At 61.0% G+C, this 15,207-nt stretch carries 13 protein-coding genes; 9 read left to right on the top strand and 4 right to left on the bottom strand.

Annotated elements, in window-relative coordinates; all coding sequences use genetic code 11:
• Positions 1 to 11 precede the first annotated feature (11 nt).
• From WBR68_RS06515 to WBR68_RS06475, 9 genes are read left to right on the top strand one after another with little or no spacing between them, the layout of a single operon-like run.
• Positions 12 to 890, top strand: a complete 879-nt coding sequence (locus WBR68_RS06515) for an ABC transporter permease (protein WP_127186137.1) — start codon at positions 12 to 14, stop codon at positions 888 to 890.
• Positions 891 to 905: 15 nt separating this feature from the next.
• Positions 906 to 2,705, top strand: coding sequence for an ABC transporter ATP-binding protein (locus WBR68_RS06510; RefSeq protein WP_100853821.1), 1,800 nt, complete (start codon positions 906 to 908; stop codon positions 2,703 to 2,705).
• A complete protein-coding gene (locus WBR68_RS06505; protein ID WP_127186138.1) occupies positions 2,705 to 4,666 on the top strand; it encodes a hypothetical protein in 1,962 nt (653 codons plus the stop codon). Before WBR68_RS06510 ends, WBR68_RS06505 begins: the two co-directional genes overlap by 1 nt.
• A 17-nt stretch (positions 4,667 to 4,683) precedes the next feature.
• A complete protein-coding gene (locus WBR68_RS06500; protein WP_230693734.1) occupies positions 4,684 to 6,597 on the top strand; it encodes a hypothetical protein in 1,914 nt (637 codons plus the stop codon).
• Positions 6,594 to 7,847, top strand: coding sequence for a hypothetical protein (locus WBR68_RS06495; RefSeq protein WP_127186141.1), 1,254 nt, complete (start codon positions 6,594 to 6,596; stop codon positions 7,845 to 7,847). Before WBR68_RS06500 ends, WBR68_RS06495 begins: the two co-directional genes overlap by 4 nt.
• Complete coding sequence (locus tag WBR68_RS06490) at positions 7,844 to 8,845, top strand: glycosyltransferase family 2 protein (protein WP_205736946.1); 1,002 nt, start codon at positions 7,844 to 7,846, stop codon at positions 8,843 to 8,845. The genes WBR68_RS06495 and WBR68_RS06490 overlap by 4 nt, the downstream gene beginning before the upstream one ends.
• Before the next feature lie 23 nt (positions 8,846 to 8,868).
• On the top strand, positions 8,869 to 9,768 hold the full coding sequence (locus tag WBR68_RS06485; RefSeq protein ID WP_127186142.1) for a glycosyltransferase family 2 protein: 900 nt from the start codon (positions 8,869 to 8,871) through the stop codon (positions 9,766 to 9,768).
• Positions 9,761 to 10,636 (top strand): NAD-dependent epimerase/dehydratase family protein, encoded by an 876-nt coding sequence (locus WBR68_RS06480; protein ID WP_127186143.1) that lies wholly within the window; start codon positions 9,761 to 9,763, stop codon positions 10,634 to 10,636. The genes WBR68_RS06485 and WBR68_RS06480 overlap by 8 nt, the downstream gene beginning before the upstream one ends.
• Complete coding sequence (locus tag WBR68_RS06475) at positions 10,633 to 11,697, top strand: MraY family glycosyltransferase (RefSeq protein WP_127186144.1); 1,065 nt, start codon at positions 10,633 to 10,635, stop codon at positions 11,695 to 11,697. The genes WBR68_RS06480 and WBR68_RS06475 overlap by 4 nt, the downstream gene beginning before the upstream one ends.
• Here the strand turns inward: WBR68_RS06475 and rfbC are convergent.
• Genes rfbC through rfbB form a run of 4 tightly spaced genes read right to left on the bottom strand, consistent with a single transcriptional unit; the run spans position 11,682 to position 15,059 of the window.
• Complete coding sequence (gene rfbC, locus WBR68_RS06470) at positions 11,682 to 12,227, bottom strand: dTDP-4-dehydrorhamnose 3,5-epimerase (protein ID WP_127186145.1); 546 nt, start codon at positions 12,225 to 12,227, stop codon at positions 11,682 to 11,684. The two genes, WBR68_RS06475 and rfbC, sit on opposite strands and share 16 nt — an antisense overlap.
• Positions 12,227 to 13,108 (bottom strand): glucose-1-phosphate thymidylyltransferase RfbA, encoded by an 882-nt coding sequence (rfbA, locus tag WBR68_RS06465; protein ID WP_127186146.1) that lies wholly within the window; start codon positions 13,106 to 13,108, stop codon positions 12,227 to 12,229. The genes rfbC and rfbA overlap by 1 nt, the downstream gene beginning before the upstream one ends.
• Positions 13,105 to 14,001, bottom strand: coding sequence for a dTDP-4-dehydrorhamnose reductase (rfbD, locus tag WBR68_RS06460; protein ID WP_127186147.1), 897 nt, complete (start codon positions 13,999 to 14,001; stop codon positions 13,105 to 13,107). Before rfbD ends, rfbA begins: the two co-directional genes overlap by 4 nt.
• A complete protein-coding gene (gene rfbB, locus WBR68_RS06455) occupies positions 13,998 to 15,059 on the bottom strand; it encodes a dTDP-glucose 4,6-dehydratase (protein ID WP_127186148.1) in 1,062 nt (353 codons plus the stop codon). Before rfbB ends, rfbD begins: the two co-directional genes overlap by 4 nt.
• Between the last annotated feature and the right edge of the window lie 148 nt (positions 15,060 to 15,207).

The raw sequence follows: 15,207 nt of genomic DNA, 5'->3' as shown, positions 1-15,207 counted from the left end.
GATTTACAGCAATGATCAATAAGCAATGGCGCGCGCTGAGTCCCCAGCCCGCACCTGACAGTTTCGTACTCAAGGTAACGCCGCAAGGTATCGTCGAGCGCAAGCCCGCATGGAAGGAACGCCTTCACCAACTCGGCATCGATCTGCAACGGATCCGCTTCATCGTGGGTTCCGAGGCTCGCACCCGTATCTTCGACAAGGCGTTGGGCCAGGCTTGGTTGCTGCTCGAGCCCATTGTCATGGCCGTGCTTTACTTCTTCATCACCACGGTTATCTTCACGTACAGCGGAGAACAGCGTCAGTTCCTTTTTATCCTGACTTCAGTGGTGTTCTGGCGGTGGTTCTCGCGCACCATTGACGGCGCGCCGCTCAGTATCATCGGCTATGGCGCGGTGCTCAAGCAGACACGCTTCCCGGTCATCATGGTGGTGCTGGGCTTTATGGCCACCGAGACATTCTTCTTCCTGATGTCCTTCATCGTGCTGGCGGTGTTCCTCGGATGGCATGGAGCGTTCCCGACTACTGCGTATGTCTACCTGCCATTGGTGGTCGCGGCGCAATTCTCGCTAATGCTCTTCCTGACGGTCGTATTCGCCGTGATTGGCACCTTCATCAAGGACCTGAGCGGTGTGCTGTACGCCGTGACCGGCATCTGGTGGTACCTGTCTCCCGGTATCTATCCGGTATCCAAGATTCCCGAGCAGTATCTCTGGATCTACATGCTCAATCCGTTCGCCCACATCCTGCCCGCCTATCGCGACATCTTAATAGACGGTATTGCGCCGGCCACCGGCCCACTGTGGTTGATCCTCGGCGTGTCCTCGGTGCTCTGTGTGCTGGCAATCCGCGTTTTTAACTGGGCGCGCTACTATTTCTTCGCGTTCCTGTAAGGCGCTAGGCGAATCATGAGTCTCGAATCGAAAATTCTTCCTGCGTCGCTGCACGCCATCTTGGAAACGGCGGACAACGGCTTTTTCACAACCGCCGCACAAGCCTGCGCGAATGTGGCGCACGGCGAGGCGCTGCCCGCCGACCTGTTCCGCGCGCTTGGCGATTTCGACACTTCGCCTGCCCTGCTGGACGCCTATCTGGAGGCGCAAGCTACACAGACTGGCGCCAGCCGCATCTTCAGAACTTGGGCGATGTCTCGCGGGCAGGAATGGCTGGAGCATTTCACCCAGGAAGGTAACGGCACGGCGCGGCCAGGGCCGGGGGTCGAACTCGTCACGCTCGGCGCACAGAGGATTTCGCTCGAGTATTCGAACCTGCCGGCCGGCGGCAGCTATGCTGTTCACTTCCTGGCCAGCTTCCCGAGCAACATCGGCGACAATTTCTACCTCGCGCTGGAAGGTGCCAATGGGAGCGAGAGCATCCGCTTCAGTAACTCCAACGTCTCCCTCATCCACGATGGCGTGGTGTTTGCCTGCAATGCGCGGGTACTAAAGCTGTACTCCCTGGTAGTTAACGACACCTCGGCGCGTCTGTACGTCAATGGCGTGCTCGAAAAGAGCAAGCAACGCGCGGGACACCGCGATTTCGACCGCTTGGCCATACGGCTGCTGGGCGACCCGGGTCCCGATCTGGGTGGCTATATCCATGGCATCGAGATCCAGCATACGCCCTCCGCGGTCCTGCAGCCGTTCGGAGAAGACCGACCCCTGTTCGCCACCCGCGCCGTCGAACTGATTGACAGCGGCGATACCAGCAAGGTGTATCACCTGCTCAAAGGTGTGGATGAGAAGTGGCTGTCCGGCATCGAAGACAAGATCCTGGCGCTGCTCGAAACGCAGTTGACCAAGCACGGCGTACAGGAATGGATTTATGACACGCTGCTGAACTGGGTGTCGCCCGACCGGGCGGCGCAATGGACCAAGGAACACGAAGGCTCGCTGCCCACGCCCATTCTTTCCGTCAATCACCTCACGGCACAGTTCATGCTGACGCCGAACAAGCGCTTTGCACTGAGTTCGCTGATCAAGCGATCGGGAAGGGAGCGGTTCCTGGTGCTTGATGACGTCAATTTCGACGTCTTTCCCGGCGACATCGTCGGTATCGTTGGTGCCAACGGCGCCGGCAAAAGTACCCTGCTGAAAGCGGTGGCAGGCCTGCTGCCTATCCACAAAGGCGAGATCATCCTGCGTGCCCACCACCTGCTGTTGAGCGCAGGACTGGGTGCGCGCAACGAACTCACCGGCCGCGAGAACATCTATCTAGCCGGCACCTTCATGGGCTTGTCCAAGGCGCAGTTGGACAAGCTGTTCGATGAAATCTGGGAATTCTCCGAGCTGGGTCCCGCCATCGACAAGCCCTTCAAGTACTACTCGGACGGCATGAAGGGGCGTCTGGTGTTCTCCCTGGCGACCAGCGTGTCGCCAGACTTGCTGATGCTGGATGAATTGCTCAGCGCGGGCGACATCAAGTTTCAGAAAAAGGCCGCCGACCGCATGAGTCAGTTGATCGACCGCGCCAAGGCCGTGATCATCGTCACCCACAGCATGCCGTTCGTTGCCCAGCGCTGCAACAAGGCGGTGCTGATCTCGGGTGGCAAGATGAAGGCTTACGGGGACCCCCAGGAAGTCATCTCGCATTACCTCAATGTGTTGCACATGGGCGATGCCAGCCCCGGTACGGATTTCAATCCCCTGGACATGGCCATCCAGCAACAAATGCAGACCAGCGGGTTTGCAGACACGGCGCGCCACTAATGAACGCACCGACGGTCCAGCCAGAATCGCCCCTGTCCCCTGGCAGCGGCCCCAAGCCATTGGTTTTTGTACAGGGCGTACTTTCCGCCACGCAGATCCGCGAGGCCTGCGAGGGTTTCGTAAACGCGCCAATCTGCGTCGAGGCAAGGTCGATGGGGGGGTTTCATGGCGATCCCGACGTCCGGCACATCTCCGAGTTCGGTCCGACCGATCCCGCCGATTCAGCACGAGCCAAGGCGCGCGACTGGGTAGCAGAGTTGTCCGCAACGGTGTTGAAGACCACCGGCAAGCCGATATATCAATCTTTCACGTACCAAGGCATCAGCGCATGGTGGTTCCTGGAGATCGCCTTCCAGGAACCAGCCTACCTTGCCATACGCCGCCAGGAAGCATTGCGCAAGGCCGCAGCCGCCCACGGCGACCAAGGCTGGGTGTCCCTGGGTGGCAGCCTGTACAGCCGGCTACCGGTCATGGCGGCGCCCATCAAGGGCCTGAATAAATCCGAACGCGCCCGCCTACGTTTCGACATCAAGACGGCCCGCTCGATCGCGAATCGGCAGTCGCTGAAGGATTTCCGAGACTGGATGCAGCGCACGGCGCGTGACCTCTACCGTGGCCTCTGGTTGGCGCAGCAACGGCGCGCGGATGTACTCAGCGTCATAGAGCTCGAAAACCTGCGGCGCCATGTGGATATAGGTGACGACGGCGTTACCGCGGTGCTGCCGTATGCAGAAGACGTCATCGAACAGACTCACGAGGCTCTGGGTGACCGCTATTCAGTGCATGCCAAGCGGGATGTCGACGTACCGACCGAGGGCTGGGACTTCCTACGCTCAGCGCTGCCTCCGCTCACTCTTAAGTCGCTGCCGCCCCCCTTCCTGCGGGCGCTGCACGAAGTATTCGAGATCAGCCGGCCTGTAATCGGCGGCTATCTGACGCTGCCCGTGCTGGTGGAAATTCTGACCGTGCGCCTGGCGGAGTTCGACGCCTATCTGCGGGTGCTGCGCAAGATAAAGCCGAAGGCCTTGTTCATGTATAACTGGGAAGGTGTGTTCCGCCCCTTGACCACCGCCGCCTTGCTCTCAGGATGCCGCGTCGTGGGCGTGCAGCAGGCGCTTGGGCCCTACCTGCATGCGCTGGATCACAAGCGCTTCGGCTACTACAGCGTCACCAACCCCCTAGGCTTCGCCACCCCGCACAAGATTGCACTGTGGGGTGACATGCATAAGGAACAGTTCCTGGATTTCGGCTACCGCGAAGACCAATTGGTCGTAACCGGGTACGCTCGCGTCGACAAGCACGCACGACTGCGCGCGCACAGCGAGGAAAGCCGTAACGCGAGGCTCAAGCGACTCAAGCTCCCAACCGATTGCCGCTATCTGATGTTCACCGGCCAGTCGAAGGTGCTCGATACCTTGCTGCTACGCGATGACCACTTCATCGACACGATCTCGACCCTGTGCCGCCTCGGCCAGGAATTTAACTTCCGCATCATTATGAAGCCCTGGACCAGCGACGATATGCCGCTGATCGAGAAAATTGCCACACTGAACCGCGACCGCATCTGGATCGCACCCCAGGATGTAGTGTTGGGCAATGCCGACCTGTTGGCGGTGACCGACTGGATTGTCGGTACCTTCTCGTCGATCCTTGGCGAGGCCACGGTAGCCGGCAATGCGTGCGTGCTTCTGAATTACCCCGAGTCCCGCTATTACTTCGACCTTCCCCATGTCGAGAACTATCGCGGCATGATGCCCTTTGTCGACCAGCCACAGGATTTAGAGGCCGCCCTTCGGCCTTTGCTCGAGCACGAGGCGGTGCGGCGTGAGTCGGTCGAGGCGGCGCGCAAGCTCGCGCAGCGTATTTTCGGCCCCTGCGACGGACAAGCGGCATCGCGGATCACCGCACTCATCCTGCAGGAAGCGGGCGTCCGCCAGGGTACGGCCAGCGCGGATCTATAGTCCGCAAGATCTGACGCATGATGACCACCCCTTCTATTACCTTCGTCCTCGATCCTGCACCGTGGCGAGACGCCCGCGACGGCTTCGCTGACACGTCGTGCTTCTACACGGATTCCATCGAGACAGAGGCGGCGCTGGCCCAGGCCGGCTTGACGTCCCGGTATCTATATCGCGATTGCGACGTCATCTTCGACAGCGCAGCCACCGCCGCGCTGTCGTGGCTGGCCACACTGCCTGAGCGTGCACGCGCCAGCGCCAGCGGATTCACCACGCTGTTCGACGCAGACACGCCATCCCTCTGGAACCTGTGCCACGACTCGCTGTTTGAAATTCGCGGCGGCATTTTCGAGTCAATTCTGCACCTGTTCCTGGTGCGGCAGATAAGCCGGAATCATCCCGGCGCCACGATCAATATTCTCGCGCCACAGGGGCATGCGATCGCCGCCGCACTCGCGCAGCTACCCGGCGTCCGGCTCAATCCGGTCTGGACCTCGCACGAGGCTGCGCCGCAACCATTGCGGCCACCCGGCAAGTTGGCAGGGATCTGGCGCCGCTTGGACACCCTAGTCATCGCCAAAGGCCTGATGACATTGCGCCGAATAATCGAAGGCCGCCGCTCGAACAAAAGACGGCTAGCGCTATTCTGCTCGCTTGGTGACATGACCAAGACGTTCATTGGCAAGGACGGAAAGCAGTTCATCAGCGATGTCTATTACGATCATATCGAAGCGGAGATCCGTGCCGAGTTTCCCGACTACGTAAAGACGGGCCTGCACCCGGCGCGCGCTGGCGGCGGTGCGCTGGCTCAGCAGTTGCATGCCTGGCGCGCCATCCTGACAGGCCAATACCGTCCCTGGTATACGTACGCCCGCTTCGCCGACATGCGAGCCATCTGGCGAGCCCGGCGCGACTTCCAGGCCCGCTTTGCCACCTGGGACACCGAGCCCGCGTTCCAGGCGTTGTTCTCGGCCGACGGCATGGAGTTCTATCCCCTGGTACGCGCAGCGCTGGCCGAACTGATGCCGTCATTGCTGGCCGCGGGTGCGCTGCATTCCGCGATCGCACAGCGCTTCGTTGCGCACGAGCGCATCGGCCGCGTCCTCGCCGTGGAATCCTTTTCCAACCTGGGCCGTTCGCTGGCGTTGGCGGTACACCAGGCCGGCGGAGAGCTCTGGGGCGTACAAGGCGGCATCATTACCCCGCAACGCGTCACCAATGCCGGCTTTTACCTGCCCGCCCTGGAATCCGATACACGCTTGATCCCGGATCGCTTCTTTGTGTGGGGCCCCGGGTACCGCGATACGCTGTTGCGCTACGCGCTGCCCGCACAACGCTTGGATATCATGGGATTTAACCGGTCGGCCGACCTGCCGCAGACGGACAGAGCCTCCCCCCCGCGCATTCTGTATTTGACCGGCGCCAATGCGCTGGTCTGTCCGTACCTGATGACCGTGGAGGAGGAAGCCTTCACACTTCGCGCCCTCGCCCGACATCTACCGCGGGGGGCTGATCTGGTGGTGCGAACCCACCCGCGCCATGTTCCCGAAGACTACGAGCGCATGCTTGAGGGCTTACCGAACGTCCGCGTGGTTTCGGGCACGCAAACGGAACTGGCTACTGAGCTGGCCCAGGCCGCCGTGATTGTGGGCAAGGCCAGCACCGTACTTCTGGAAGCGGCTAACGCCAACCGGCCTGTCCTGCTCATCAATCTGGCGGGCACCCCAGAGTTCACTGGTTTCTCGATCGCCACGCCGCCATTGCCTTACGTGACCCGCCCCGATCAGATAGAGCGAGCATTACAGGCCCTGCTAGACGCCCCCCCTGATCAATTTCACTCCGCAAGCCGTGAGTTTTCGAATCAATGGTGCGCCGGCGACGGCCCATCTGCGGCACGTTATCTTGTGCAGCAAATGAAAGCGCGGCCGCTATGAAACCGCTTCCCCATATCCTCTTTGCCTGTAGCAGTGCGCTGCACGTCAAACTGTTCACGCCGACCTTGCGCACCTTGCTGGAACAGGGAAAATTGCAGCCGGTCATGGTGTCGCTGGACAGTTTCTATCGCGGCATTCACGGAAACGTCGCCTCGGCCGTCGCGGCCCAGCGTCTGGATCTGCCGATGGAGCAGATCTCCACCATTCGTGCCGACGATGGGTCGCGTCTGGTCCGCACGATGAAGCGCGCTTTGGCCGCGCGACGTGATGGTATGCGAGATTTCAGGCAGATGCTGGTTCGCAACCAAGCAAGACTCCTGGTGCTGGGCAACGATACAGGCCATCTCGAACGCGCCGCGATCGCCGCAGCGCAATCCTTGCGCATTCCGACTCTACTCGTCCAGGACGGTTTCGTCTCCGACCAATTCTCGCTCGATTGGCGAGGCCGCCTGCATTTGCTACGCACCAAGGCATGGCTAGCTCTGGGTGGAGCACAACTGGGCCGTGTTCCGTATGGCATGGGTGGATGCGACCATATCGCCGCACATGGCGAAAGATGGGCCAAAATTCTGTCCGACAGGCAGCCGAGTCCGGGCACCACGGTACATATCACCGGTCATCCCAGCCTGGATATCTCCCATACCGAACCAGGCGTGTTCGACACCCGCGACGTGCTGTATTTCTGCACCAACTTCCTAAGTGGGATGGGAGATGCTCATGCCCATGAGAGGCAGATTGAGGAACTCCTGCAGCTACGCGGTGTGCTCGACCGGCGCTTGCCGAAGGGAGCCATCCTGCACATCAAATTGCACCCCGCCGATGACGTGGCAGCCTACAAAAGGCTGCAAGATGTACCTGGGCTGCAATTACATGTCGACATCGAGTTAAGCGCGCTGGTCGAACGTGTGTGGCTTTGCGTCACCAATATTTCGTCCGCCGCCGTGGAGAGCATCGCACGTGGGCGTATCTGCCTGATGTCGGGAATTTCGGTACGTTCGCCATATGACCAGCGTCTGTTCTCCTCGCTGCCCGGCACCAAATTCACCACTTGGGAAGAATTCGATACGCTTCTGGACACACTGGCAAACCCAGCCCAGTACCATGCGATGTTAGATACCGAACGACAGGAGATCCGGATGTATTTCGACTTTCGTCCGGACGCCCTGGCGCCCGCACGCCTTGCCGAGCTGATCGACTTGCTCACCGCTGGCACGGCGTCGCCAGCAGCCCCGGAATCTTCTCGGCCATGAACACCTTCGCTCTTGCCGGGGCCGCCACCGGAATGCCCGGGGCGCCGCGCTGCTCCGTCGTAATCGTCGCCTTCAACTGCTGGGACCTGCTGCACCCTTGTCTGGAAGCCCTGATGACACAGACTATGCCGCCCATGCGCATCGTTGTCGTCGACAATGGCAACGAATCTCCCGACGACGTCGCGCGACTGGCGCATCACACCAATCTGGTCTACGTCAAAGCGGCTGGCAACCTGGGTTTTGCCGCTGGCAATAACCTGGGATTCGCCCACGTGGGTGATTGCGAATGGATTGCACTGCTGAATCCGGACACCGTGCCGCATCCTGAGTGGTTGGCGCGGCTGGCGCAGGCCACCCTCGACTATCCGCAGTTTGCCTTTTTTGGCTCACGCCTGCTGCGAGCAGATAATCCGGCCTTGCTCGATGGCAATGGCGATTGCTATCACGTCAGCGGCTATGCGTGGCGTAGCGGTATCAATCGGCCGGCCACCGCCTATTCCACGGATAACGGTGAGATATTTGCACCCTGCGCGGCGGCCGCACTATACCGGCGAGATATTATTCTTGCCGCCGGCGGGTTTGACGAAGATTTTTTTTGCTATATGGAAGATGTTGACCTCGGTTTCAGGCTGCGCCTAGCGGGCCATCGCTGCCTGGGCGTACCCGGTTCGACCGTATTGCATGCTGGCTCGGCCGTGACCGGAAAACAAAGCGAGTTCTATATTTATCATGGACAGCGCAATCTGGTCTGGACGTTTGCCAAGAATATGCCGGGGTACCTGTTCTGGCTCTTCCTGCCACTGCATATCGCGCTCAACATGCTTGGAATCGCGCGGTATGTCCGGCGTGGCAACTTTCGGGGTGTCATGCGCGCCAAATGGGATGCCATTCGCGGCTTACCAAAAATCTGGCGCAAGCGCCGGGTCCTGCAGCGCAACCGCTTGATCGCGCCCTTGCAACTGCTCCGCGTACTGAATAAGAAACCGTATAAAGACTAGCGCGCAGACAGCGCGCACTACAAATGAAAAGCCCTACTTCGATCATCATCGTGAACTACAACGCCGGCCCAGGATTGGCGGCCTGTGTCTTGTCAGCTATCGATGACGTGCAGGAAATCATCGTGGTCGACAACGCATCCGCGGATGACAGTCTGGCCATCCTCGAACAACGCTGCGCCGGTCGCGACAATCTAGTCATCCTACGCAACCCCGACAACCAGGGCTTCGCCAAAGCGTGCAATCGCGGAGCCCACTCAGCCAAGGGCAAGTATCTACTGTTTCTGAATCCGGATTGTGAACTGCAGCCTGGCGCGCTCGCGCGCCTGCAGGCGGTGTGCGAAGCAGATCCCAGGGCGGGCATGGTCGGCGGCCTGCTGCTCAATCCGGACGGCACCGAGCAGGCCGGTGGCCGGCGCGCCGTGCCCACGCCGTGGCGTTCCTTTGTGCGGGCATTCGGCCTGGCCCGACTTGCCAAGCGTTGGCCGAAACTCTTCACCGATTTCCACCTGCACAAGCAGCCGTTGCCACCCGCCCCGATCGAAGTCGAGGCCATCTCAGGCGCGTGCATGTTCACCCGTCGTGAAGCGCTCGACGAAGTCGGCCTACTGGACGAGGAGTACTTCATGCACTGCGAAGATCTGGACTGGTGCATGCGGTTCTGGCGGGCACACTGGAAGATTCTATTCGTGCCGGACGCGAAGGTGCTGCACTATAAGGGAGTCTGCAGCCGGTCACGACCCGTATTCGTGGAATGGCACAAGCACCGCGGCATGATGCGGTTCTACCACAAGTTCTTCAGTCACCAGTATCCAGGCGCCTTGATGTGGCTCGTCACCGCCGGCGTATGGCTGCGTTTCTCGCTAGTCTCGCTGTACCACACGCTGTGCCGATGGTTCGGTATCCAGGGACGCAAGAATGGCTGATGGCCGCCGCGTCGCCGTTCTGGGCGGATCGAGTCTGGTCGGGCAAGCCGTGCTGCCGCTACTGGCGGCGTCCGGATGGCATGCGTGTGTGTATTCCCGTCGTCCACGCCCGTCCGGCCTGGACGTGACGGGCATTCCGTGGCGCCTGATGCCACCCGTGCTCGCCTCTGACGAGGCGCAGATTCCTTGGTGGTTGTGCCTGGCGCCCATCTGGACACTGCCTCAGTATTTCGCGGCGCTGGAAGCCTGTGGCGCGCGCCGGGTCGTGGCGTTGTCCTCGACCAGCCGATTCACCAAGATCGATTCCAGCGACGACGAGGAAAACGCTGTAGCACAGCGGCTCACGCAAGCGGAAGAACAAGTGCGGCAATGGGCTGAACGCCGCAATATCGAATGGGTGATCTTGCGACCAACGCTGATCTACGGCTTCGGCCAAGACAAAAACGTCTCCGAGATTGCCCGCCTCATACAGCGCACTACGCTGTTTCCACTCTTGGGACCCGCTCAGGGGCTGCGCCAACCCGTCCACGCTCTGGATATTGCCAGCGCCTGCGTCGCGGCATTGACCTCGCCTGCGGCCGCCGATCAAGCCTACAACCTGTCCGGTGGCGAGACCTTGCCCTATCGCCAGATGGTGGCACGAATTTTCGAGGCCCTGGGCCGACCGGTACGAATGATCGCCATCCCGCTGTTCATGTTTCGAATCGCGGTATGCCTTGCGCGCGTGCTACCTCGCTTCCGGAAATGGTCGCCCGCCATGGCGGAACGGATGAACCGCGATATGGTGTTCGACTATACCGCCGCCCGCCAGGACCTTGGTTTCCGCCCTCGCCCCTTCCATCTTTCACCAAACGACATCCCGGCATGAATCCAGGCCTTATCCTCCTGAGCGCCGCGCTGCTGCTCTCCGGTCTCGTCACCGTGCTGACGCTGCGTTTCGCAGCCCGGCTGGGCCTGATCCAGGCGCCCAATCAGCGCTCGTCGCACGAGGTGCCCACACCAGGAGGCGGCGGCGCGGGTATGGCGGTGGCCGGTGTCGTCTCCGGATTGTGGATCGCGACGCAAAGCGCGCAGCCGCAAGCGTGGGTAGCGCTCGCTGGCGCCGGCGGCATCCTGGCCCTGGTCGGCTTCCGCGATGATGTCGCGCCTGTTTCAGCACGCGTGCGCTTCTTGGTACAGATTGGGGTATGCGCCACGCTCCTGATCGTGTTGCCCCCGTTGCCACCATTGGTCCTGCCGGGCGGTTGGTCACTGAGTGGCGCTATGCAACTGGCCCCGCTACTGTTTATTGGAATATGGTGGGTCAACCTGTTCAACTTCATGGACGGCGTGGATGGCCTGGCCAGTGTCCAGGCTCTGTTCATGGCAGTGGGGGGTGCCGTACTGACCGCAGTCGTCGCGCCCGCTGTTCCCGACAGCCATCCCATCTGGCTCTGGAATTTGGCGTTAGTGGGTGCGATCACCGGTTTTCTGCCATTCAATTGGCCTCCGGCAAAGATATTCATGGGTGACGTGGGCAGCACATTCCTGGCCTTCTCTCTGTTCGCACTTGCCCTGCTGTCGGCCTCGGCAGGCTGGATGCCGCTGACGACATGGTTGATTCTTGCCGCCGTATTCGTATCGGATGCCACGTCGACGCTATTGCGCCGGATGATGGCAGGCGAGCGCTGGTTGCAGGCCCATCGCAGCCATGCCTATCAGCACCTTGCACGCCGTTGGCATGGACCGCGCAAGCGTGGCCACCGCCGAGTCACCTGCCTTGTGCTGGCCGTGAATGTATTGTGGTTGGCGCCCCTGGCAGCGGCCAGCGTCGCCTGGCCTAAATGGCAGTGGGCGTTCGCCGTGCTTGCCTATTTGCCGCTGGTCGCCGCGGCCATACGCCTGGGCGCCGGACGTTCGGAAACCGCGGCCAGTCAGTCGAACACCTGAGCTTCAGCCAAGACCACCCCGGCCTGATCCTTGGCCGACAGGGCCGGCACACCCTCGAATGGCCAGTCGATGCCAATCGACGGGTCATCCCATTTGAGGCTGCGCTCGTGCTCCGGTGCGTAATAGTCCGTCGTCTTGTAAAGAAAGCTGGCGTAATCCGACAACACCACAAAACCATGCGCGAAGCCTTCCGGCACCCATAGCTGCTGCCGATTTTCCTGGGACAGGACCGCGCCGACCCATTTCCCGAACGTGGGCGACGACTTGCGCAGGTCTACGGCCACGTCAAACACTTCGCCTTCCACCACCCGTACCAGCTTGCCTTGCGTGCGCTGGATTTGATAGTGCAGCCCGCGCAACACGTGGCGGGCCGACCGCGAATGATTATCCTGCACGAACTCGACCTTACGACCCACCGCCGCGTCAAACGCGGCTTGGTTGAAACTCTCGTAGAAATAGCCGCGCGCGTCGCCAAACACCCTGGGTTCGATCAACAGCACGTCACGAATGGCAAGCGGAGTGGCCTTCATCAAAACACCGATTCGTTCAGAATACGCAACAGGTACTGACCATAACCATTCTTGGCCAAAGGCTGCGCCAGCGCTTCGAGCTGCGGCCCGTCGATCCACTTCTTGCGGTAGGCAACTTCTTCGGGACAGGCGACTTTCAAGCCCTGGCGATTCTCCAGCGTAGCGATGAACTGGCTCGCGTCCAGCAGGGAATCATGCGTACCCGTATCCAGCCAGGCGTAGCCGCGGCCCATGATTTCGACGTTGAGTTGATCCTGTTCCAGGTACAAACGGTTCAGATCCGTGATCTCGAGTTCGCCCCGCGTCGATGGACGGATTCGCTTGGCCAGCTCGACCACCTGGCGATCATAAAAATACAGGCCCGTGACCGCGTAGTTCGATTTCGGCTGCGCCGGCTTTTCCTCGATCGACAGCACCTTTCCTGCCTGGTTGAACTCGGCCACGCCATAGCGCTCCGGGTCCAACACATGATAGGCAAACACGCTGGCACCCTGCTCACGCCGCATTGCGCTGCCCAGTAGTTGCGGAAAGTCGTGACCATAGAAGATGTTGTCGCCCAGGACCAACGCGCACAAGTCGTCGCCGATGAACGACTCGCCGATCAGGAATGCCTGCGCCAAGCCATCGGGAGACGGCTGCACCGCATACTGGAGGTCCAACCCCCAGCGCTCTCCGGTACCCAGCAATTGCTGAAACCTGGGAATATCCTGTGGTGTGGAAATAACCAGAATTTCCCTGATGCCAGCCAGCATCAGCGTGGTCAGGGGATAGTAGATCATCGGTTTGTCGTAGACCGGCAGCAACTGCTTGCTAAGCGCCAACGTCGCTGGATGCAGTCGGGTACCGGATCCGCCCGCCAGGATGATGCCCTTGCGCTTCATGATCGATTTTCCTGTTTGGTGAGTTGATCCACGACGCGGTCCACGTGAATCGTCCAATGGGGCAATTGCAGCCCCAACGCCTCGGACAAGGCGGCGCAGTCCATGAGGGAATTCCGCGGCCGGACGGCGGGCAAGGGATAATCTTCCGTGTTGATCGCCGTGATGCCGCGTTCGTCGACCTTCAACGCCACGCCGTTGTGGCGAGCGCGAGCCACGACATGCCGAGCCAAACCGCACCAGGACGTCATGCCAGATGCGGTCAGATGGTATACGCCCGCTGCCAGCGCGCCACGTTGGTAGGCCACGATCGCCAGCGCGGTCGTATCCGCCACCAGTTCGGCGGCCGTCGGGGCGCCGAACTGGTCGTCCACCATGCGCAGGGCATCACGGCTGCCAGCGAGCCGCAGCACCGTCTTCACGAAATTCGCCCCGGTCGCTGACACCACCCAGCTGATGCGAAAGACCAGCGCCTGGCAGCCGCTCTGAACGATAGCCCGTTCGCCTGCCAGTTTCGAACGCCCATACGCGTTCAAGGGCGCGGGCGTGTCGGTCTCGCGATATGGCCGATCCAGCGTTCCATCGAACACATAGTCCGTGGAGTAGTGCACCAGCAGAATGCCAGCCTGCCTGGCGTAGGCCGCCAACGCCGCGACCGCGACAGCATTGACCGCGTCGGCGGCATCCGGCTGGCTTTCGGCTTGGTCCACCGCCGTATAGGCAGCCGCATTGACAATCAGGTCGGGCGCGCAGGCGGCCAGCATCGACGGCAAGGTGTCGGGGCTGGCCAGATCGGCGTCTTCCCGCCCCCAGGCAGTAACCTCCGCCAGCGGCAATAACGTCCGCCGCAATTCCTGCCCCACTTGGCCATTGGCACCGATCAGCAGAATTTTCATACGTCGTACTGTACCTTCATCCAGTTGCGGTACGCACCGCTGGTCACGTCCGCCACCCACTGCGGATTATCCAGATACCACCGCACTGTCTTACGGATGCCGGACGCGAAGGTCTCGGCCGGCTTCCATCCCAGCTCTCGTTCCAGCTTGCGCGCATCAATGGCGTAACGTCGGTCGTGGCCAGGGCGATCCTTGACAAAGGTGATCTGCGCCTCGTACGGCTGGCCGTCCGTACGCGGCTTGAGCTCGTCGAGCAGACGGCAGATGGTCTTGACGACGTCAAGGTTGGACATTTCGTTCCAGCCGCCCACGTTATAGGTCTCCCCTGCCCGGCCGCCCGCCAGCACGGCACGGATAGCGCTGCAATGATCCTTGACGTACAGCCAGTCGCGAATCTGCTGGCCGTCGCCGTAGATCGGCAGCGGCCGATCGCCCAGCGCGTTGTGGATCACCAGCGGAATCAGCTTCTCGGGGAAATGATAGGGGCCGTAGTTGTTCGAGCAATTCGTCGTCAGCACCGGTAGCCCGTAGGTATGGTGGTAAGCGCGTACCAGATGATCACTTGCCGCCTTGCTGGCCGAATACGGACTGTTGGGTTCGTACCGGTGCGTCTCGCTGAAGGCTGCGTCTCCGGGTGCGAGCGAGCCATACACCTCGTCGGTGGAGATGTGCACGAAGCGAAAGGCCGCACGTTCCGAAGACGGCAGCGCGGCCCAGTAGGTCCGCACCACTTCGAGCAGATTGAAGGTGCCGACTATATTGGTCTGGACGAATTCACCTGGCCCGAGAATGGATCGATCAACATGTGATTCTGCAGCGAAATTGACCACGGCCCTCGGACGGTGCTGCGCAAGCAGGGACTCAACCAACTTGGTGTCGCCGATATCGCCCACCACCAGCTCATGCCGCAGATCGCCATTCAGCGACGCCAGATTGGCGGGATTGCCCGCGTAGGTCAGCTTATCCAGCGTGACCACCGGTTCGCCAGAGTCGCCCAACCAATCGAGCACGAAATTCGAGCCAATGAAACCGGCCCCACCGCTAACAAGAATGCTCATGGAAATGCGCGCCAGAGTAGATTGCCGCCACCCCTCGGGTTATGACCGGCGGAACTCGGTATTTTACCTCTACGCCATGGGGATACCCAGGTCCCCTGCAGCGCCTGCCGAAGTATGGTTGGCATTTCCGTGGATTAAGTCCAAAATG

The sequence above is a fragment of the Achromobacter sp. JD-1 genome (genome assembly GCF_038594925.1).
Taxonomy (GTDB): Bacteria; Pseudomonadota; Gammaproteobacteria; order Burkholderiales; family Burkholderiaceae_B; genus Achromobacter; species Achromobacter spanius_C.
The sequence above is the reverse complement of the archived record's forward strand: the minus strand, read 5'-3'. Positions and strand labels throughout refer to the sequence as shown.

Excerpts from the sequence above, each read along its gene's own strand:
- WBR68_RS06515 (WP_127186137.1), top strand. The coding sequence starts at position 12 with ATGATCAATAAGCAATGGCGCGCGCTGAGTCCCCAGCCCGCACCTGAC.
- WBR68_RS06510 (WP_100853821.1), top strand. The coding sequence starts at position 906 with ATGAGTCTCGAATCGAAAATTCTTCCTGCGTCGCTGCACGCCATCTTG.
- WBR68_RS06505 (WP_127186138.1), top strand. The coding sequence starts at position 2,705 with ATGAACGCACCGACGGTCCAGCCAGAATCGCCCCTGTCCCCTGGCAGC.
- WBR68_RS06500 (WP_230693734.1), top strand. The coding sequence starts at position 4,684 with ATGATGACCACCCCTTCTATTACCTTCGTCCTCGATCCTGCACCGTGG.
- WBR68_RS06495 (WP_127186141.1), top strand. The coding sequence starts at position 6,594 with ATGAAACCGCTTCCCCATATCCTCTTTGCCTGTAGCAGTGCGCTGCAC.
- WBR68_RS06490 (WP_205736946.1), top strand. The coding sequence starts at position 7,844 with ATGAACACCTTCGCTCTTGCCGGGGCCGCCACCGGAATGCCCGGGGCG.
- WBR68_RS06485 (WP_127186142.1), top strand. The coding sequence starts at position 8,869 with ATGAAAAGCCCTACTTCGATCATCATCGTGAACTACAACGCCGGCCCA.
- WBR68_RS06480 (WP_127186143.1), top strand. The coding sequence starts at position 9,761 with ATGGCTGATGGCCGCCGCGTCGCCGTTCTGGGCGGATCGAGTCTGGTC.
- WBR68_RS06475 (WP_127186144.1), top strand. The coding sequence starts at position 10,633 with ATGAATCCAGGCCTTATCCTCCTGAGCGCCGCGCTGCTGCTCTCCGGT.
- rfbC (WP_127186145.1), bottom strand. The coding sequence starts at position 12,227 with ATGAAGGCCACTCCGCTTGCCATTCGTGACGTGCTGTTGATCGAACCC.
- rfbA (WP_127186146.1), bottom strand. The coding sequence starts at position 13,108 with ATGAAGCGCAAGGGCATCATCCTGGCGGGCGGATCCGGTACCCGACTG.
- rfbD (WP_127186147.1), bottom strand. The coding sequence starts at position 14,001 with ATGAAAATTCTGCTGATCGGTGCCAATGGCCAAGTGGGGCAGGAATTG.
- rfbB (WP_127186148.1), bottom strand. The coding sequence starts at position 15,059 with ATGAGCATTCTTGTTAGCGGTGGGGCCGGTTTCATTGGCTCGAATTTC.